The organism is Cytobacillus sp. FSL W7-1323, assembly GCF_038595015.1.
Classification (GTDB): Bacteria; Bacillota; Bacilli; order Bacillales; family Cytobacillaceae; genus Cytobacillus; species Cytobacillus kochii.
Window position 1 is genome coordinate 1,218,395 of sequence record NZ_CP151998.1, and the last position, 19,083, is coordinate 1,237,477.

General features: G+C 36.0%; 16 protein-coding genes. 11 read left to right on the forward strand and 5 right to left on the reverse strand.

Going from position 1 to position 19,083, the window contains the following annotated elements; all coding sequences use genetic code 11:
• The 5 genes from MKX67_RS06345 to MKX67_RS06365 all read left to right on the forward strand — a co-directional run bounded on the left by MKX67_RS06345 (nucleotide 1) and on the right by MKX67_RS06365 (nucleotide 5,484).
• Entirely contained in the window at nucleotides 1–1,416 is a 1,416-nt protein-coding gene (locus MKX67_RS06345; RefSeq protein ID WP_095370131.1) for an FAD-linked oxidase C-terminal domain-containing protein, read from the forward strand.
• Nucleotides 1,409–2,671, forward strand: coding sequence for a (Fe-S)-binding protein (locus tag MKX67_RS06350; RefSeq protein WP_322910027.1), 1,263 nt, complete (start codon nucleotides 1,409–1,411; stop codon nucleotides 2,669–2,671). The genes MKX67_RS06345 and MKX67_RS06350 overlap by 8 nt, the downstream gene beginning before the upstream one ends.
• A 15-nt stretch (nucleotides 2,672–2,686) precedes the next feature.
• The gene (gene lhgO / locus MKX67_RS06355) at nucleotides 2,687–3,868 is read left to right on the forward strand and encodes an L-2-hydroxyglutarate oxidase (RefSeq protein WP_095370130.1); all 1,182 of its coding nucleotides are present in this window, start codon (nucleotides 2,687–2,689) and stop codon (nucleotides 3,866–3,868) included.
• Nucleotides 3,869–4,120: 252 nt separating this feature from the next.
• Nucleotides 4,121–4,843, forward strand: a complete 723-nt coding sequence (locus MKX67_RS06360) for a DUF3888 domain-containing protein (RefSeq protein ID WP_322910028.1) — start codon at nucleotides 4,121–4,123, stop codon at nucleotides 4,841–4,843.
• Between the two features lie 71 nt (nucleotides 4,844–4,914).
• Nucleotides 4,915–5,484, forward strand: a complete 570-nt coding sequence (locus tag MKX67_RS06365) for a TetR/AcrR family transcriptional regulator (protein WP_095370128.1) — start codon at nucleotides 4,915–4,917, stop codon at nucleotides 5,482–5,484.
• Nucleotides 5,485–5,567: 83 nt separating this feature from the next.
• Here the strand turns inward: MKX67_RS06365 and MKX67_RS06370 are convergent, their stop codons facing one another.
• Nucleotides 5,568–6,821, reverse strand: a complete 1,254-nt coding sequence (locus MKX67_RS06370) for a HAMP domain-containing sensor histidine kinase (protein WP_307317566.1) — start codon at nucleotides 6,819–6,821, stop codon at nucleotides 5,568–5,570.
• A gap of 226 nt (nucleotides 6,822–7,047) precedes the next feature.
• Here MKX67_RS06370 and MKX67_RS06375 point away from each other — a divergent pair, with 226 nt between their 5' ends.
• Nucleotides 7,048–7,653, forward strand: coding sequence for an exonuclease domain-containing protein (locus tag MKX67_RS06375; RefSeq protein ID WP_095370127.1), 606 nt, complete (start codon nucleotides 7,048–7,050; stop codon nucleotides 7,651–7,653).
• A gap of 182 nt (nucleotides 7,654–7,835) precedes the next feature.
• Here MKX67_RS06375 and MKX67_RS06380 read toward each other — a convergent pair whose 3' ends face one another.
• From MKX67_RS06380 to MKX67_RS06390, 3 genes are all read right to left on the reverse strand, one after another.
• Nucleotides 7,836–9,290, reverse strand: a complete 1,455-nt coding sequence (locus MKX67_RS06380; RefSeq protein WP_095370126.1) for a carbon starvation CstA family protein — start codon at nucleotides 9,288–9,290, stop codon at nucleotides 7,836–7,838.
• Between the two features lie 171 nt (nucleotides 9,291–9,461).
• On the reverse strand, nucleotides 9,462–10,193 hold the full coding sequence (locus MKX67_RS06385; RefSeq protein ID WP_307317561.1) for a LytTR family DNA-binding domain-containing protein: 732 nt from the start codon (nucleotides 10,191–10,193) through the stop codon (nucleotides 9,462–9,464).
• Entirely contained in the window at nucleotides 10,177–11,925 is a 1,749-nt protein-coding gene (locus tag MKX67_RS06390) for a sensor histidine kinase (RefSeq protein ID WP_095370124.1), read from the reverse strand. Before MKX67_RS06390 ends, MKX67_RS06385 begins: the two co-directional genes overlap by 17 nt.
• A gap of 240 nt (nucleotides 11,926–12,165) precedes the next feature.
• Between MKX67_RS06390 and MKX67_RS06395 the strand changes: the two genes are divergently transcribed.
• The 4 genes from MKX67_RS06395 to MKX67_RS06410 all read left to right on the forward strand — a co-directional run bounded on the left by MKX67_RS06395 (nucleotide 12,166) and on the right by MKX67_RS06410 (nucleotide 16,170).
• Entirely contained in the window at nucleotides 12,166–12,366 is a 201-nt protein-coding gene (locus MKX67_RS06395; RefSeq protein WP_095370123.1) for a cold-shock protein, read from the forward strand.
• A gap of 164 nt (nucleotides 12,367–12,530) precedes the next feature.
• Nucleotides 12,531–13,274, forward strand: coding sequence for a type I methionyl aminopeptidase (gene map / locus MKX67_RS06400; protein ID WP_095370122.1), 744 nt, complete (start codon nucleotides 12,531–12,533; stop codon nucleotides 13,272–13,274).
• A 202-nt stretch (nucleotides 13,275–13,476) separates the two neighbouring features.
• Complete coding sequence (locus MKX67_RS06405; RefSeq protein ID WP_095370121.1) at nucleotides 13,477–14,469, forward strand: zinc-binding dehydrogenase; 993 nt, start codon at nucleotides 13,477–13,479, stop codon at nucleotides 14,467–14,469.
• Between the two features lie 438 nt (nucleotides 14,470–14,907).
• A complete protein-coding gene (locus tag MKX67_RS06410; protein WP_095370120.1) occupies nucleotides 14,908–16,170 on the forward strand; it encodes a S8 family serine peptidase in 1,263 nt (420 codons plus the stop codon).
• 48 nt (nucleotides 16,171–16,218) lie between these two features.
• On the opposite strand, the gene MKX67_RS06415 is transcribed toward MKX67_RS06410, so the two are convergent.
• A complete protein-coding gene (locus tag MKX67_RS06415; RefSeq protein WP_233435346.1) occupies nucleotides 16,219–17,460 on the reverse strand; it encodes an MFS transporter in 1,242 nt (413 codons plus the stop codon).
• Between the two features lie 219 nt (nucleotides 17,461–17,679).
• On the opposite strand from MKX67_RS06415, the gene MKX67_RS06420 reads away from it, so the two are divergent.
• Nucleotides 17,680–18,831, forward strand: a complete 1,152-nt coding sequence (locus MKX67_RS06420) for a DEAD/DEAH box helicase (RefSeq protein WP_322910029.1) — start codon at nucleotides 17,680–17,682, stop codon at nucleotides 18,829–18,831.
• Nucleotides 18,832–19,083: the final 252 nt, after the last annotated feature.

Genomic DNA, 19,083 nt, shown 5'->3' on the forward strand with positions numbered 1-19,083 from the left:
ATGTTGACAGATGAGATGGTCGAACAATTTCAAAAAGCCATAAATTCACCAACGAGAATGTTAAAAGAAAAAGCGGATTTAGTCTCTTATTCATATGATGGGTCGTTCGGTACTTATTTACCTGAATTAGTCATACAGCCAATGTCAACACAGGAAGTTGTGTCTATCGTAAAGGTGGCCAATCAATATAGAGTGCCTTTATATCCAAGAGGTCGAGGAACAAGTCTAAGTGGTGGACCCTTGCCTGTTCATGGCGGAGTGGTCCTGGACTTTTCACAGTGGAATCAAAAATTAGAAATAGATAGTGATGATACAATTGCTGTTGTTTCGCCAGGAGTATTGACAGCTGAAATAGACAAAGCAGCGAAAAAATATGGGCTGATGTATCCCCCTGATCCGAGTAGTGCGCATGTGTCAACGATAGGTGGTAACTTAGCTGAAAATGCTGGTGGACCAAGAGGCTTAAAGTATGGGGTAACAAAGGATTATGTGTTGGGGTTAGAAGTCGTTACACCTGAGGGAGAGGTCATTAAAACAGGTGGTCGTACAATTAAAAATGTTACTGGCTATGACTTAACTAAGCTGATAGTCGGATCTGAAGGTACTTTAGGAATTATTACTGAAGCAACACTACAACTAGTTCCACGGCCACAAGCAACTGGAACGATGATGGTCATTTTCGACGATATTGTCGATGCAGGGAGAGCCATATCAAAAGTTCTCACATCTGGGATATTACCTTCTAAGATGGAGATTATGGATCAAGCATCTATTATAGCTGTTGAAGAATATGAATCAGTCGGACTTCCGACCGATGTTGATGCCATTATTCTTATAGAATTAGATGGTCATCCAGTGGCGATTGCTGATGAGTGTAAACAAGTAGAACAAGTTTGCCTAATGGTAGGAGCACGAGAAGTTCAGATAGCAGCGAATGATGTGGCTGCAGCGAAACTCTGGAAAGCGAGGAAACTTGTCTCCCCAGCGATTGTTAGAAAAAAACCAACGAAGATTTCTGAGGATGCGACAATCCCAAGAAGTAAAATCCCAGAAATGTTTAAACGGCTAAAACAAATTAAAGAAAAATACAATATAGATCTAGTAGTATTCGGGCATGCAGGTGATGGCAATCTCCATCCCAATATTATTACTGATAAACGGGATAAAGAGGAAATGAAAAGAGTCGAACTTGCTGTAGCTGAGATATTCGAAACAGCTATACAATTAGGTGGGACTTTATCAGGCGAACATGGCATCGGCACAATGAAGACACCGTTTATGAAAATGGAGCTAGGGGAGGCTGGATTAGATATGATGAAAAGAATGAAGAGCGCATGGGATCCTAAAAATATCATGAATCCTGGTAAGGTTTTTCCCGAAAATGAAAATCAAAGGCTCGTATTAGTCGATGAATAATCAATTAGCATACGAAGAAACATTTGATTGTGTCCAATGTGGGTATTGCTTACCTGCCTGCCCGACTTATACGACAATGGGAAAAGAAAGGCATTCGCCTAGAGGAAGAATTAATTTAGTACAGATGGCTTCTGAGGGTAAAATTTCGATTCAAGAAATAGAAGATTCGATGGAATTATGCCTTGGCTGCAGAGCATGTGAGACTGCTTGTCCGACCAATGTTCAATACGGGAAAATTTTATCTTCTTATAAAGAAGTGAAAATGGAGCAGGAAGGTAGTTCACTTATCAATCGCTTGGCGATGAAAAAAGGTCTTGCGAATAAGAGCATGTTGAATACAATGAATCTTTCCTTGAGGTTTTATCAACAATCTGGGATTGAAAAATTAGGCAAAGTAACAAAAGGGATTCGGGTACTACCTGAGAATTTACGTGCATTTGAAGCCATTATACCTAATATAACAAAGCCTGATAAGGAACTTAGAAAAGGCACACTTATCCCAGATACTGAAACAAAACTAAAAGTCGCCTTTTTTACTGGATGTATCATGGATGTGTTTTTTGCTAAGATCAATGATCTAAGTATAAAGTTGCTTCAGCATGCTGGATGTGAAGTAACCGTAATAAAAAACCAAACATGTTGTGGAGCTCTACAGCATCATGAGGGTGATAGCGAGACCACTAAACAATTAGCAAGAGAAAACATCGTTGCATTTGAAAAAGAGCACTATGATTATATTGTTAATAGTATTGGTGGATGTGGTGCGATGTTAGTTGAATATGATCAACTGCTTCAGTCTGAACCAGAATGGGTTGAACGAGCAAAACGATTTGCTGAAAAAAGTAAAGACATTAGTGTGATTTTAGCAGAGTTGGATATTGAATTTACGAAGAAGGTTGAAAAGAGAATTACATATCAACCCTCATGCCATTTATCAAATGTGCAAAAAGTAAAAAAATCGCCATTAGAGTTAATTTATCGTATACCAGGAACAACGTATATTCCCCTCCCGGAAATGGATATGTGTTGTGGCTCAGCAGGGACGTACAATGTTTTTCATTATCAAGAATCAATGGAAATATTAGATGAAAAAATGTCCTATGTAAAAGAAACGATTCCAGAAGTAATTGTCACTTCTAATCCTGGTTGTCATTTGCAGATGTGCATGGGTGTGAAGCGTGAAGGATTAGAAAGTAAGGTTGAAGTCGTTCATATTGTCGAGATACTAGCAGAAGCATGTGGTTTAAAGAAATGATAGAAGGTGAAAAGGATGTATGATTATATTATTATTGGTGGAGGAATTGTTGGTCTATCCGTTGGGTTAGAACTACTTGAACAAAAACCGGCACTAAAGATTGCTATCGTTGAAAAAGAAAGCCATGTAGCGGCACATCAGACAGGGCATAATAGTGGTGTTATTCATTCTGGCATATATTATAAGCCAGGTAGTGAGAAAGCGAGATTAGCTAAAATCGGCGGACAATCCATGAAGGATTTTTGTGAAAGTAATGATATCGAATATGATATTTGCGGTAAAGTAATTGTCGCTAGTGAAGAAGAAGAGTTGCCACTATTAGATAACCTTTATAAAAGAGGGATACAGAACGGACTTGATATTCAATTAATGGAAAAAGAAGAATTATTGGAAAGAGAACCACATGTAAATGGGAAAAGAGCCATTCATGTACCAATGGCAGGAATTGTTAACTATAGACAAGTGTCTGAAAAAATGGCGGATATCATTCGCCATAAAGGTGGAGATATTCTCCTTAATCATGAAGTTGTGGCCATTCAAGAGGATAATAATGAAGTGGTTGTTATCACTGATCAAGGAGATATAAAAGGTCAATTTTATATCAATTGTGGTGGTCTACACTCCGATCGGATTGCGAAAAAGGCAAAATTATTAACTGATATGAAAATTGTCCCCTTCCGTGGTGAATACTATCAACTGGTTGAGGAAAAACGTCATCTAGTGAAGCATTTAATTTATCCTGTTCCCAATCCAAAGTTCCCATTCCTTGGCGTTCATTTTACGAGAATGATTGGCGGTGCGATTGATGTCGGTCCAAATGCAGTATTGGGCTTCAAACGCGAAGGTTACCGAAAGACAGATATTCACTTACCGGATTTATTTGAAGTGTTAGCATATAAGGGCTTTTGGAAGCTGGCAAGTGGTTATATGAAGGAAGGGATTGAGGAAATGATCCGTTCAGCCTCTAAACAGCTTTTCTTAAAGAATGTACAAAAACTTATGCCAGAAATACAAGCGGCAGACTTGAAAACTGGACCAGCAGGAGTAAGAGCACAAGCATTGAAGGATGACGGCTCATTAGTGGATGATTTTTACATACTGCCGAGCAAGCGTGCGATTCATGTATTAAATGCACCATCTCCTGCTGCAACGGCGTCTATTGAGATTGGCAAGGAGATTGTCAGAAAACTGATATAAAAACTAAATTTCTTGGGTGTTTGAGAGCTATAGACTTTTTTACTATAGCTTTTTTCTTTTTGTTTTAAGGTGAATATGACAAAGGAACTTAGGGGATTTACATTAATCGCCTTTTTTCTATTTTATTTTTAAAAATTTCCCGGAAAATAAGTGGTCGAAGGAGATTAATGTCAAACAGTAAATAGGAAGAAATTACAGCCGTTACTTATATAAATGCGGGAGAGGATAAAGGATAAAGGAGTGTGTTTGCACATGAAGAAAACAGTAATGATTTTATTACTTATTTTCATTCTTTTTCCTAATAGTATATTAGCTAATGAAGATTCTTCCATCGTATCTGAGGCCCTTTTAACCTCTCTCGCTCCTGTGCTTACCGAAGAAATTCATCAATTTTATGGGTATGAAAAACAATACAATCTGTATGACACGGAGATAAAGAAAATCAAACGTAATCGAAAAGGGTATCATATTATTGTCAAACTTGAAATAACTACCTATGAAAAAGAGTATTTACCTCCTTATGGACAAGATTCTCTTGTACTGGACATAACGCCTTTAGGAGCAAAGGTCATTACCTATAAACATAAAGGAGACGCGGAGGAGAAAAAAGTGAATCACTTCTACCGGAAAGTTGCAAAGGACATTGAACATAGCTTCAAAAAAAAATGGCGCAGTTATCGTCAAACACGATTTAACCAATTTCAATTTCTAGCTAGCAACAATGGTTGGAATGATCGTCTTGGACCAGTAACGCAATTAGTTAAGGATATTAATGAAAAATCAACATCAAAGTATAAAAATACCATTCAACCACTCATCTACTTTAATAAAGAGGAAATCTTAATTCTCTATAAAAATAAAATAGGATTGAATGAGATGATTACTTTAAAACATGTAGGCGATGGGTGGGTAGTAGATGAAAGAGAACAGAAACAAGGAAAGAAAATGACTGAGCAAATATTATCTTATATGTAGATTAATGATTGTTTCTTACCAACCCTGATGCTAAAATTTAATTACTATTTGATAGGGTTGGGGGTGTACATATGCCATCAAATCATTTCCATGATCAAAACATATCTGCGGATAAAATAGTGGCTGTTGCTAAAGAGCTCGTCACTGATAATGCATTTCAAAATATTACTTTAGAAGATATTGCTGTGAAAATGAGATGCCAAGTGAAGGATCTGACGGTTCATTTTAATCATATCGATGGTTTATTATATCGAATAATTGAGGAAGACTTCAATGATTTAACGCAGATGTTAGTCACTATTCAATATGGTGATGATAATAAAATAGATAAGCTTAAACAAATCTTAATTACTTTCATGGAATTTGGTATAAACCTTCATCACCGTTACGATGGGTTATTTGCTTTTTATACAAGCAACGATAAGCATTCGATTACAGAAATGGCCCAAAAAACTTATTACCGGTTTGAATATGCTGTTCTACAATTAAAAGATCAACAAACTGAAGAATCACTTATTTATTCTGCCTTCATTGCCCTACATGGTTTTATTCAACACCATAAAGGCTATGTTAAAGACTTTGAAGAAGTTCGAACTTATGCAGAGTCACATGCTTGGTTCGTTCTAAAGGGTTTATCATAAATAAAAGTCAGCAAATATTGAAGCGCTAAGAGCAGGGGATTTACTAGCTATGCTAGGATTCCCTGCTCTTTATAATATTGAAGTTAGGAAGAATGGGGATGGACGGAGGGAAAAGTAAAGATGAATACGGTTCCTTCATTAATTTTACTTTGTACTTTTATTGTTCCTTTCATTGCTCTGGCGATGCTAAAAACAACCATCATTCCTAATCCAGTCCCTTTTGCTCCTTTTGTGGAATAGTAAGGCTCTCCTAGGCGACGAATTTGATCTTCTGTCATACCGAGCCCTGTATCTTGAACTTCGATTCTAATGTGCGTAGAGGAATAATTAGAGCTTATGTATAGTTGGCCACCTCTTGGCATCGATTCTATGGCGTTTTTAATAACGTTTAAGAAGCATTGCTGAAACTTTTGTCGATCGCCTTCGATGTCACCTATGATAGAAAAATTAGTTGTTATTTCTACCGAATTTTGATTAGCTATCGGGCGTAGTATACTAATGACATGACCTAGTTCTTTCTTTACGTTCATTGTTTCAATTTTATCTAGTCCAGGTTTAGAAAAAGTTAGATAGTTTTGAATGACACGTTCTGCTGATGCCAGTTCATGTTGGACGATTTCTAAGTATTCATTTCTTTTTGAAGGGGAAAGTGTTTGTTCTTTTAATAATTGAACAAATCCTGCAGCAGCTGTGAGTGGATTCCTAATTTCATGTGAAATCGCTGCCCCCATTTGCTCAACGGCTTCTAATTTTTCTGCGATAATAAGCTTTTTCTGCATATCGATTGTTTTGAAGACAAATTCAATAATATATACTGCCATTCCTACACCAAGAGCTGGAATGGTAAGAAGAGCAAACCATAAATCAAGTGAGTGTAATTGTGGTACATATAATTCATATAAAATTAGTGAAACGATACTAGAGATAAACGTAATAAGAACAGCTAGAATAATTCTTTTATTGGCAGAAATCTGTTTAAATCTTGGGTATAAATATAAAAACAAACATCCCAGCAAAAGGTATTCAAACATAGTTACATAGAATCCTAAATTCATTCCGTAAAACCATCTTACAGCAATAACGACAATTATGAGTAAAGGGCCGACACCAACATACAATCCACCTAATATTACAGGTATAATCCTTAGGTCCATCATTAAACCAGGCACAGGTTCAAATGAAAAAATATAACAAATACCAATCATCAATGCCAGACTAATAGTTGCCGATGTTCTTGAAAAATGAAAACCGAGATTTTTTTCAGTCCATACAAGCAGAAAAAATAGGATGACAATTAACAGTGATAGATTAAGGAAAAAATGAGTGGTAATGACCATTTTTTCACATCCCTTTTAGTGTATAGGAAAATTTTATATGTTTTCCTTGCATCTGACAATAAAAATGCGGAAAATTAAGAAAAATATAATAGGTGATGCCTACTATTTTCTAAAAACCATAATGAATATGAATTAGATAAAGAATAAAAGATTTCCTTTCTTTTTCTCCTAGCAATTTTTATTTTTCTATTATATGCTAAACAAAAAAAGAAAATGGAGGGTTAGTGTGCAAATACATGAGGGGTTAGGGCTTGTTCTTGACGTAGAGACAACGGGCTTGTCGCCAATTAATGATGAAGTAATTGAAATCGCCTTGAAGTTATTTTCATTTGATCAACAGACAGGTGATATTCTTACCATAAAAGACGAACGAAGCTATTTAAGAGAGCCGGAAACCACCAGTGCATTAAGAAATTATAATCAAGCTTATAAAATTCACGGCATCCCTTTTGAAGAAGTGGTGGGGAAAAGCTTTGATGATCGTGAAATAAAGAAGATGTTCGCATATGCGGATATCGTACTTGCTCATAATGCATCATTTGATAGAAGCTTTCTCTATCAAATGTACCCTAATGATGTAAATGAACTGAAATGGTATTGTACGATGAGAGGGGTCCCGTGGAAAGAATATGGTTTCTATAACAGTAAATTATTGACGCTTTTAAAAGGTCACCAAATCACAAACTATCAAAATCATAGAGCAATGGATGATATTACATATTTACTAGAATTACTGAAAAACAAAAATCCAAATGGAGAATCATATTTAAAGGATGTTTTAAGGAAAGGTCCGATGCGTAAGTATCAGCCTAAAGTCAAGAAGTATATTTGATTTCCTCATAAATAATATCAAATCTATCGTATAAAAAGGTGTTTTCACTGTAAATGATCGTTGTGAAAGCACCTTTTTTACTATGAGCCTATGTCCATTTAAATTGTAATAATATAGAACTGACATTACTAACGATAGAGTCTCTGATTGTTAATCAGAGACTCATATAAAGATATGAAACATTAAGCTACACTATTATTCCAATTAGATATATCTTCTTCCAATGGAATTTTATTAGCTCTAGCTTTCCGTGCAGCAATAAAGAATATTGTAATTAAAACGATAGCGCCTATAGCTCCACCTATCCAAGAAGTAGTCATAGAGAGACCAAAGCCGATTTGGGCATTTAAGATATACGTAATTACCATCACTAACATAAAACTACCTGGTATTAAAGCGATAAAGTAATTCTTTTTAGCAATATATAAGTACATAGCACCGACAAACAATGCAATTACAGCTGTTGATTGGTTTGCCCAGTTGAAGTATCTCCATAATACATTAAAATCGACTTGGGTAAGTACCATGGAAATTCCAAATAACGGTACAGCAATCCATAATCGACTAGAGAACTTAACTTGAGGAAACTTAATATAGTCGGCAATTATCATTCTAGCACTTCTAAATGCGGTATCGCCTGAAGTGATAGGAAGTACCACTACCCCTAACACAGCTAATGTACCACCGATTGCTCCAAGTAAAGTTGTAGATACTTCACTAACTACTGCACCAGGACCACCGGCAGCAAGCATTTCATTTAAGCCACCATAACCATTAAATAAGCTCATTGCAGCTGCGGCCCAAATCATGGCAATAATACCTTCTGCAATCATCATTCCATAGAAAATCTTTCTTCCTTGCGTCTCATTTTGAGTTGTTCTAGAGATGATGGGTGTTTGGGTAGCATGGAATCCAGATAGCGCCCCACATGAAATGGTAAAGAATAATAAAGGTAGCAAAGGAGCATTGTCAGGGTGAAAATTCTGAAAAGAAAGCTCAGGAATAGGTGCACCTGTGACTAAAAGACCGATACCAACCCCCAATGCACTAATTACTAATAACGCACCAAAATAAGGATAAAGACGACCAATGATTTTATCAACAGGCAAGAGTGTTGCTAAAATATAGTAAAGAAAAATAAATCCGATAATAAGACCTAGTGCGACTTTTCCGTCCATTAAAAGGTGTAATAAACTAGCAGGAGTAGAAACAAAGACTGTACCTACTAATAATAACAATAGTATTGCAAAAGCATTTACGACATGCTTCATAACTTTTCCTAAAAATTTACTAGCTAACTCAGGCAAGTGAGCTCCGCGATTTCTTATAGAAATCATACCTGTTAAGTAGTCATGTACAGCACCTGCAAAGATACAACCGATAACGATCCAAACAAACGCGACTGGTCCATATAAAGCACCTAAAATTGGCCCGAAAATTGGACCTGTACCAGCAATATTAAGTAATTGAATAAGTGAGTTTTTAGATGTACTCATAGGTAGATAGTCGACATTATCTTTGTGTGTGAATGCAGGTGTTGCTCTAGCTCCTTTCACCCCAAAAACTTTCTCAACATACTTACCATAGGTGAAATACCCAATAATTAATAAGATAATACAAGAAAAAAATGTAATCATAGCATTGCCCCCTTTGTTAATGTATACGTTTTCATTTATTATAAATGACTATGATTCAAGGTTGAGTATTTTGAGCATAACATGTATAAATCCGTGATTAAGAGGTCCTTAAATTAAATTAAGATGCATTTTTTAGTGTAAATAGTCTGATAATTAATTGAGCTCCATGACCTATATTTCTAGTTTTGTTCTTAAATCTTTTACATAATTTCTGCTGACAGAAAGTTTTTCATTCGATCCTTTTAGCTCTAACTGAAATGCCCCATTGAACCAAGGAGAAAGTTTATTAATATATCTTAAATTAACAAAATAGCTTTTATGTATTCTACAGAAAGAATAAGTAGATAGTCGATTTTCTAGCTCTTTTAATGATGCTTTTGTCTCATAGGCATTATCTACAGTTATGATTCGTGAAAATTTATCTTCCTTATAAACATAAATAATATCTTTAGGTTCGATGTAAATAATTTCTCCATTGTCTTCAATTGCTAGCTTTCCAGCTAATTTACTTTGCTTAGGTAGATCTATTGGTTTTAAATATTTGATGATCCGGCTGACCGTTTCAGAGATTTGCTCTTCATCATATGGTTTCAGTAAGTAATCAATCGCTTCATAACGAAAAGCTTCTACAGCAAACTGAGGGTAAGCTGTTGCGAATATGATTTTAGGTGGATTTTTGAATTCCATTAAACTTTTAGCTGTTTGCATGCCATCCATTTTGGGCATTTCGATATCAAGAAAAACGATATCTGGCTGTAATTGAATCGTTTGTATGATGGCATCTTCTCCAGAATCAGCTTCGCCAACAATATGAATAGAGTCAAATATGGATAACAAATGCTTTAATTCTTCCCGGCTGTACGGTTCATCATCTACAACGAGCACTTTAATCTTTGTCTTCATTTTTTTCCCCCATTGGTATATTAAAAGTTATTTCCGTTCCATTGTTTTCTTCACTATTTATGTGTAATCGGGCGTTCTCCCCAAATGTCATGATTAACCTTCTATTTACATTGTATAATCCAAGACCTGTGCCTATTTTTGATGCGATTGGTTCTTTCCCAATTTGCTTTAACCGATCATGATCAATACCAAGACCATTATCTTTAATAGATATAGCAACTTCATTGTTCATTTGTTTAATTTGTACTTTAATCATACAATTTTTGTTCATTTGCTTAAATGCATGTTTAATTGCATTTTCTACAATAGGCTGTAAGGTGAGCGGTGGAATCTTACTATTAAGAACTTCATTTTCAATATAATAATCGACTTGAATTCTGTTTTCAAATCTCGTTTGTTCTATCATTAAATAGGCTTTCATATGAAGAATATCTTGTTCCAAAGTGATACGGTTTGCGGTTGTTGCATTTAAGTTTTGCCTTAGAAATTGAGACAAAGTAATAAGCAGTTTTCTTGCTTTATCGGCATCAATACGGACGAGAGAGACAATGGTATTTAATGTGTTAAAAAGAAAATGGGGACTAATTTGCGCTTGCAAAGCTTTAATTTCTGCTTCTTTAGCCAATTGAAATGCTTTATCTGCTTCGGCTATTTCTAGCTGATTACTTAGTAACACACTTAAACCTGAGATCAACTCAATTTCTAAATTAGTCACTTCCTTCTCAGAGGTGAAATATACCTTTAAAGTACCGATGATTTGCCCGCGTTGCTTTAGGGGAGCAATGACAGCTGCTCCAAGTGGACAATGCTCATTTTGACATTGTATTTCTTCATTACCTACTACTATTAGTTTACCATTATTAATTACTTCCTTTGTGATTTCTGTTTGGATGGGGTGGTCTACTCGGTGATGATCATCACCTGAACCAACATGGGCAAGAATCACATGTTTATTTGTAATGGCGACTGCCTTTGCATGTATTTCCCTTAATAATATGGTACACACAGCCTTAGTGGAGACCTGTGTCATTCCTTTCCTAAGATGTGATAAAGTTTGATCAGCGATTCGTAATGACTTTTGCGCTTGTAGTGCTCCTGCCTTTTCTTCTTCATTCACTACATTTTTAATGATAAGGAGGAATAAGGCTGATCCTACACCGTTTGCAATAATCATTGGAACACCAATTACTTCAACTAAAGAGACGGCCTTTTCAAACGGCCTCGAAAGAAGGAGAATAAGAAGCATTTGAACGGCTTCTGCAGTAGCTCCTATAAAAAAGGCAGAAGATAGCTTTACATGGTCTTTCTTCTTATGAAAATAGCCTGCTATTAGTCCGGATATAATCGTTGCTAATCCACATGAAAAGGCAGTAAAACCACCTAGTGTAAAACGATGGATTCCAGCAATTAATCCAGCACCCAAACCTACTTTATAACCACCGAAAAGCCCAGCTAAAACAACACCTATTACGCGTGAGTTAGCAATTGCTTCTTCACTTGTTAAATTAGATGCCCATCTGTCTATATTAAATGTCTCAGCATTTAAAGATAAACCTGTGTACGTCCCGATTATTCCGAAAAAACCAAAAAATAAGATCGCTTTTAATTGTAAATCTTTTTTTACATTTTCCTTATAAATCATATCTCGAAAAAATTGGAACCGTGTTAGAATAAAGGCTATGGTAACAATAATACCTAGCCTCTCTAACATAGTAATGAACAATTCAAACATAAGAAAACTCCTTCGTCATATATACATCTATCATACATTAAAAGGGTAAAATATCTAAGTATCATAAAAATTTTCGAAAAATTCCCGCTTTTACCTTTGCATTCTTTTCCACTTTCTGCTATTATGAAAGAAATTATTTTTGTTCGGAATGTAAGTAGGATGCGTTTGTAGACGTTTGCTTCATGTATGTTCCACAAGAATAGTCATAATTTATGTGTTATACATAAGGAGGATTTATTCATGGCAGAAGGAAAAGTGAAATGGTTTAATGCAGAAAAAGGTTTTGGTTTCATTGAAACACAAGAAGGACAAGATGTGTTCGTACATTATTCAGCTATCCAAACGGAAGGTTTCAAAACGCTTGATGAAGGACAAAGCGTAACATTTGAAGTGGAAGAAGGTCAACGTGGCCCACAAGCTTCTAATGTAGTTAAACTATAATATGCTTGAAATACAAGCCTGATGAAGGGCTTGTATTTTTTTTGGCGAAAACAAGCGGTTGTTTTCTAAAAAATAGTACAATTACAAACTTACTGGAATCCTTTTTTTCTTAATGATAAATAGACTATAATATAGATAGAGACTAAATAAAGGTAGGAATCGTTATGATTGTAAAAACTGAAGAAGATTTAGCGGGTTTAAAGGAAATTGGGAAAATTGTTGCTTTAATCAGAGATGAAATGATTGCTCAAACAAAGCCTGGCGTCACAACTAAAGAATTGGATGAGATAGCTGGAAAGATGTTTGAAGAGCATGGGGCATTATCTGGTCCAAAGGGTGAGTATGACTTTCCAGGATATACTTGTATTAGTGTAAACGAGGAAGTAGCACACGGTATCCCTGGAAATAGAGTCATTGCAGATGGAGATTTAGTTAATATTGATGTATCTGGATCAAAAAATGGTTATTTCGCTGATACAGGTTTATCAATCGTTGTAGGTAATGGGGATGAGAAACTACAGTCTTTATGTGAAACAGCGCAAAAAGCTTTTGATGAGGGCCTAAAAAAAATAAAGCCAGGTACGAAACTTAATCGAATCGGAAAATCTGTCTACCAAACAGCAAAAAATAATGGTTTTAATGTTATTATGAATTTAACTGGCCATGGAATTGGTCGTTCTTTACATGAAAAGCCAGATCATATTCTTAATTATTTTGATAACTGGGATAATCAATTATTACGTGAAGGGATGGTTATCGCTTTCGAACCCTTTATTTCCACTGGAGATGAAGAAGTTCGTGAACAAAGTGATGGCTGGACTTTCATTACACCTAATAAAAGCTTTGTTGCGCAATGTGAACATACAGTTATCGTGTCGAAGGAAGGCCCGATTATTATTACGAAGTAAATCAAATGAAGAGCGGTAGCGATATCTAGTCGTGCCGTTCTTTTTTTGTTTTTTTAAGATGAGCTATTGAATTGCTTTAATTAGAATCTCCCTGTGTTTGTTGAAACTGACTGGATGAGATATGCAATTTTCTTAAGGTTTATCACTTTTCACAACAATAGATTACCCTTATGATAGATATAAAAAAGGAGTGTGGGAACGAATGAAAGCAGTGATACATAAAGGTGAAGCAGGATTGAATGGAACGGGTTATCAGGACGTAAATGATTTTACTGTTGGTGATAAAGAAGTAAAAGTTGAATTAAAGGCGGCTGGATTAAACCATAGAGATTTATTCATTCTTCATCGACATCAATCAACTGAACCAGCACTTGTATTAGGTTCTGATGGTGCGGGGGTCGTGGTGGAAATTGGTGCAGAGGTGACGGGTATTAAAGTCGGAGATGAGGTTGTCATTAATCCAGGATTAGGCTGGGAAAAAAATAGTGACGCACCACCAGAGGGGTTTGAAATTGTTGGCTTTCCGTATCACGGTACTTTTGCCGATCATATTGTTATTCCTGCCATTAATGCTTTCCCTAAACCTCCACATATGTCATGGGAAGAGGCAGGCGTGTTTTCATTAGCAGGTTTAACTGCTTATCGTGCCTTATTTACAAGAGGGCAAGTAAAGTCTGGGATGAAAGTATTTATCCCTGGCATTGGTGGAGGAGTGGCTACTTCTCTTTTACAATTTGCTGTAGCAGCTGGTGCGGAAGTATACGTTAGTTCTCGTTCAGAAGAAAAGCGAGAAAAAGCTTTATCATTAGGTGCTAAAGAAGCTCTGGATAGTGGGGCAGATTGGCAAGGGGAAATTGGGGGCAAAATGGATCTAGTCATCGAATCAGTTGGAGCTGCAACTTTCAACCAATCCTTAGCTGTTCTTCGTAAAGGAGGCACACTAGTAATTTTCGGTTCATCTACAGGTGACGAGGTGACAGTAAATCTTCGACAATTCTTTTACGCACAGCAAAACATTCTTGGTAGTACAATGGGAAGTGCTGAAGAATACAAAGAAATGATTACGTTTATGAACGATCATAAAATCAAGCCAGTAATGGATCAAGTTTATCAGTTAGCAGATTATCAAAAGGCATTTGCCAGATTAGAACAAGCAAAACAACTAGGAAAAATCGTTTTTCAAATAGGTAAATGAGTAATAAGGGTGAACGAAGAAACTAAAAAACTTCGTTCACTCTTTCTTTTATCCAACATAAAAAATCGTCGGATATTGTATCCACTAAAAAAATGAGTGCTTTTCTAAAGGGAAGGAGCTCAAAAATCACTTTTTCCTTCAAATTAATGGAAGATAATGATGTAATATTACACTTTTATACCTTTCTAGAGACCTAAATTCACTTTTAATTCCGAGTAATAAAAAGGGTAATTATCATGAATATTGATTTTATGGAAAAAAATACCTGATTTAATGTTGAAAAAAATGTCTGATGGCCTGCTACTTGGAAAAAAATATGTCAAATTTACTGTTTTTTACAAATAAATAAATGCTGAATTTTACACATTGTTGTAGTCTGAATTTTTGAAATATAATTACCCCTAAGTAAGACATTACAATTTGGGGAGGAACAAGTAAATGACGAAAAAGAAAACAGTAGCAGCTGCACTACTTAGTCTTACGTTAGGGATGTCCGTATTTACATCAGGTATTTCTGCACAAGTTTCAGATGAAGCAAAAGGGAGTGAAACATATCGCGTATTGATACAAGCCCCTAGCAATTCTGTTAATGCATTAGAAACAAAGTATGAAAAACGATGGGACTTTGGTAAAGAAGGCTTCACTGCAGATGTGAGTGCTAAGGAGTTACAAACATTACAAGCGACAAAAAATGTCGAAGTACAAAAGGTAAATGAAATGAGTATAGCAACAGTAACAGGAGAAGTGTCGAAAGCAGAAGTAACAGCTGTGCCAAGTTCACAAACACCTTGGGGAATAAAATCAATCTATAATAATCAATCTTTAACAGCAACATCAGGTGGTAATGGTATCAAAGTAGCTGTGCTTGATACAGGTGTTTATACAAATCATATTGATTTAGCAGGATCAGCAGAACAGTGTAAAGACTTTACACAATCAAGCCCACTTGTAAATGGCTCTTGTACTGATCGTCAAGGACATGGTACACATGTAGCAGGAACTGTTTTAGCACATGGTGGTAGTGATGGACAAGGTGTTTACGGAGTAGCTCCTGATGCGAAGCTATGGGCATATAAAGTGTTAGGTGATAACGGTTCTGGTTATTCAGATGATATCGCTGCAGCGATTAGACACGTAGCAGATCAAGCAACTAGCACAGGCTCTAAAGTAGTTATTAATATGTCTCTTGGCTCTTCCGGTAAAGATTCACTCATCTCAAGTGCAGTAGACTATGCATACAATAAAGGTGTATTAGTTGTTGCTGCGGCAGGAAACAGTGGTTCAGGTAGTAATACAATTGGTTATCCAGGAGCATTGGTCAATGCAGTTGCCGTTGCAGCTTTAGAGAATGTGCAACAAAATGGGACTTATCGCGTAGCGAATTTCTCATCAAGAGGTAACCCATCAACTGATGGAGATTATGTCATTCAAGAGCGTGATATTGAAGTGTCTGCCCCAGGTGCAGCAGTGGAATCCACTTGGTATAATGGCGGTTATAACACAATCAGTGGTACTTCAATGGCTACACCACATGTAGCTGGTTTAGCAGCAAAGATTTGGGCTGCGAATCCTTCTTGGAGTAAATCTACTTTAAGAACAGAATTACAAAATCGTGCCAAGGTTTATGATATTAAAGGTGGAGTTGGTGCAACAACAGGCGATGACTATGCATCAGGATTTGGTTACCCTAGAGTAAAATAATTAAAATAGGGGTTGCTATATTCAAGTAGCAACCTCTTTTATATATGATTATGACGTGCTAGAATTCTTTAAATACTTAGGATTTTTCATAACCGAAACGAGAAGGATAACCCCGCTTGCAATCAGTAATAGACTTGTAGTAATAAAAACGGCAGTAAACCCAAAGGCCCCAGCAACCATTCCTCCCATAACTGGTCCGATGACATTTCCTAGAAATCTTAAACTAGTATTATATCCCAGCACCTCTCCTTGCATGGCTATAGGTGCAGCCTGTCTAATATAGGCAATACGCACAGGTATAATTCCTCCAATAGTTACCCCGAGTGCAAAACGAATGATAATAAGCTGCCACATTTCAGTGACAAATCCACCTGGAAAATAGACGATACCAGCTAAAAACAATAAGGCCATTAATATTTTAATATAACCATAATTGTCCCCAAGCTTTCCCCAAGTTTTTGACATCATTAAGTTACCTACACCAGCTGCGGAAAAAGCAATACCTGCATATAGAGCTAAATTTTCTGGGCCATGTATTTCGCTGACATAAAGGGACAGAATCGGTTGAATACTAAAATGAGCGACTTGAATCAACATCGATAAGATTAAAACAGTCACAAGGACAGGGTTTGTAAGTATATGTTTTAATACTTCTTTACTCGTATAATTCTGCTTCTCTGATTTCTTCACTTCATTGATTTGAAATTCTTTCGTGAAGATAACAAGAATCGCAGAAATAAAAATGGCTAATGATGTCCAATTGAAAGTAGAAGAAAAACCGACCATGTCAGCTAGTGCACCACCGATTAAAGGTCCTAAAAGAGAGCCTGTGATACTTCCTGTTTGTAAGGTGCCAAGCACTTGTCCTGCCATTCTTTTTGGTGTTTGTGTAGAAATAAAAGCTTGTGAAAGGGGAATAAAACCTGTGAAGATACCCATAAATAGCCTTAGATAAAACAAATGCCATACGCTTGTCGCAAAACCTAATAGGAAAATACAAAGGGCCATTCCTGAAGCAGAAATGATTAACACCTTTTTCTTTCCATACAAATCACCAATTCTTCCCCAAATTGGAGCTACAATAAAGGCAGTAACGAATGTAATGGCAAAAATCCAACCCGACCATCTTTGAATATAAGCGTCGGAAAACTGACCAAAGGTTTCAATATATAATGATATAAAGGGCAAGACCATCGTCATACTAGCTGAAACAAAGAAGTTGGCAAACCACATAATTTTAATATTTGTCTTTACTTGTGGATGGATCATGAACGAACACTTCTTTCTCATTTGAACATTTCGTAACACTAAATTTATCATAAACGAACTCAACCAAAATAAAAAGGAAAAGGTTTTTATACGACATTACCTTATAAATAACGAAAGTCGATTTAACATGAGCCATTGTTATTTGAACAGGATACCTTTATATTATGTATTATAAACGTATTTCATCTGCATGAAGTCGTTTTAAACTGTTTATCGTTAAATAAAGGAGTTATATCATCTATGGAAGTTATTGGCGAACTAAAGCCGTTTATTAAAAAAGTATGGGAACAATCGCAATTTAAACAACCAACAAATATACAGCAAGAGGCGATTCCAGTAGTATTAGAGGGAAAAGATCTTATTGCTCAATCCCCAACAGGTACCGGAAAAACGTTAGCGTATTTATTACCTGTTTTAGAAAAGATTCAACCAGAAAGCAAGGATGTGCAGGTAGTTATTCTCGCATCATCCCAAGAGTTAATTATGCAAATCTTAAGTGAAGCACAAAAGTGGGGAAGAGATAGTAATATCCGTAGTGCATCGTTTATCGGTGGTGCGAATGTAAGGAGACAGTTAGAAAAATTAAAACAACGTCCACATATCGTTTTGGGTACCCCAGGCAGAATACTTGAATTGATTAAGCAAAAGAAATTAAAAATGCATGCGGTGAAAACAGTTGTCCTTGATGAAGGCGATCAGCTTCTCATTCCCGAACATCTTGAGCATGTGAAAAGTATAATAAAAGCGACTTTAAAGGAAAGACAAGTAGTGCTGTTTTCTGCTACTTTACCTAAAACAATAGAAGTAGAAGCTAAAGGTTGGATGAAATCACCAGAAGTTATCACCATTGAAAAAGATGAGACGATTACAGCAGGTGATGTGGGGCATATATACTTTAACGTGGAACAACGGGAAAAAGTTAAATTATTGGAAAAGCTTTCTCGAATGGATCATTTGAAGGCGCTGGTATTTGTTAAGGATATCCCCAATATCATGATTATGAAAGAAAAGCTAGAGTATAACCATATTCACGTAAATGTACTTCACAGTGATTTAAATAAATTCGAAAGATCTAAAAATTTGAATGGCTTTAGGAAAAAGGATGCTCGCTTACTTTTATCAACAGATGTAGCAGCGAGAGGTTTAGATATTAAGGGAATTACTCATGTCATCCACTTTGACTTACCACGTGAGAAAACGCAGTATATCCATCGCTCAGGGAGAACAGGACGTTTTGGTGCAGATGGAACAGTGGTATCACTTGTTACCATGAATGAAGAAAGAGATTTAAAGCGCTTTGCTAAAGAATTAAATCTTCAATTAGAAGAGAAAATAATGCACGGCGGAAAAATCGTCAATCCAGAACGTCAATCAAACGAAAAAAGACGCTAAGGAGTAATGGTGTAAGACGCTACAATAAGAAATCATAGAAAATCCGCAACAAGGTTTGATGGTTGCGGATTTTTTTCTTTTTGTTCTATATCGCTACATTTCAAGATGAAATGGAAACATCTTCAATCTATCGATGCCGATTTTGATTAATTAAGAATGTACAATTTTTTTCAACCACTTATGTGACATTATTCTATCTGGAAGCCGCACTAATCCAGTTAAAAGAAAAACATTTAAAAAGTTTCCAAAACT

What these genes read in the sequence shown, in the direction of transcription:
- MKX67_RS06345 (WP_095370131.1), top strand. Translation starts at nt 1, where the DNA reads ATGTTGACAGATGAGATGGTCGAACAATTTCAAAAAGCCATAAATTCA.
- MKX67_RS06350 (WP_322910027.1), top strand. Translation starts at nt 1,409, where the DNA reads ATGAATAATCAATTAGCATACGAAGAAACATTTGATTGTGTCCAATGT.
- lhgO (WP_095370130.1), top strand. Translation starts at nt 2,687, where the DNA reads ATGTATGATTATATTATTATTGGTGGAGGAATTGTTGGTCTATCCGTT.
- MKX67_RS06360 (WP_322910028.1), top strand. Translation starts at nt 4,121, where the DNA reads ATGAAGAAAACAGTAATGATTTTATTACTTATTTTCATTCTTTTTCCT.
- MKX67_RS06365 (WP_095370128.1), top strand. Translation starts at nt 4,915, where the DNA reads ATGCCATCAAATCATTTCCATGATCAAAACATATCTGCGGATAAAATA.
- MKX67_RS06370 (WP_307317566.1), bottom strand. Translation starts at nt 6,821, where the DNA reads ATGGTCATTACCACTCATTTTTTCCTTAATCTATCACTGTTAATTGTC.
- MKX67_RS06380 (WP_095370126.1), bottom strand. Translation starts at nt 9,290, where the DNA reads ATGATTACATTTTTTTCTTGTATTATCTTATTAATTATTGGGTATTTC.
- MKX67_RS06385 (WP_307317561.1), bottom strand. Translation starts at nt 10,193, where the DNA reads ATGAAGACAAAGATTAAAGTGCTCGTTGTAGATGATGAACCGTACAGC.
- MKX67_RS06390 (WP_095370124.1), bottom strand. Translation starts at nt 11,925, where the DNA reads ATGTTTGAATTGTTCATTACTATGTTAGAGAGGCTAGGTATTATTGTT.
- MKX67_RS06395 (WP_095370123.1), top strand. Translation starts at nt 12,166, where the DNA reads ATGGCAGAAGGAAAAGTGAAATGGTTTAATGCAGAAAAAGGTTTTGGT.
- map (WP_095370122.1), top strand. Translation starts at nt 12,531, where the DNA reads ATGATTGTAAAAACTGAAGAAGATTTAGCGGGTTTAAAGGAAATTGGG.
- MKX67_RS06405 (WP_095370121.1), top strand. Translation starts at nt 13,477, where the DNA reads ATGAAAGCAGTGATACATAAAGGTGAAGCAGGATTGAATGGAACGGGT.
- MKX67_RS06410 (WP_095370120.1), top strand. Translation starts at nt 14,908, where the DNA reads ATGACGAAAAAGAAAACAGTAGCAGCTGCACTACTTAGTCTTACGTTA.
- MKX67_RS06415 (WP_233435346.1), bottom strand. Translation starts at nt 17,460, where the DNA reads ATGAGAAAGAAGTGTTCGTTCATGATCCATCCACAAGTAAAGACAAAT.
- MKX67_RS06420 (WP_322910029.1), top strand. Translation starts at nt 17,680, where the DNA reads ATGGAAGTTATTGGCGAACTAAAGCCGTTTATTAAAAAAGTATGGGAA.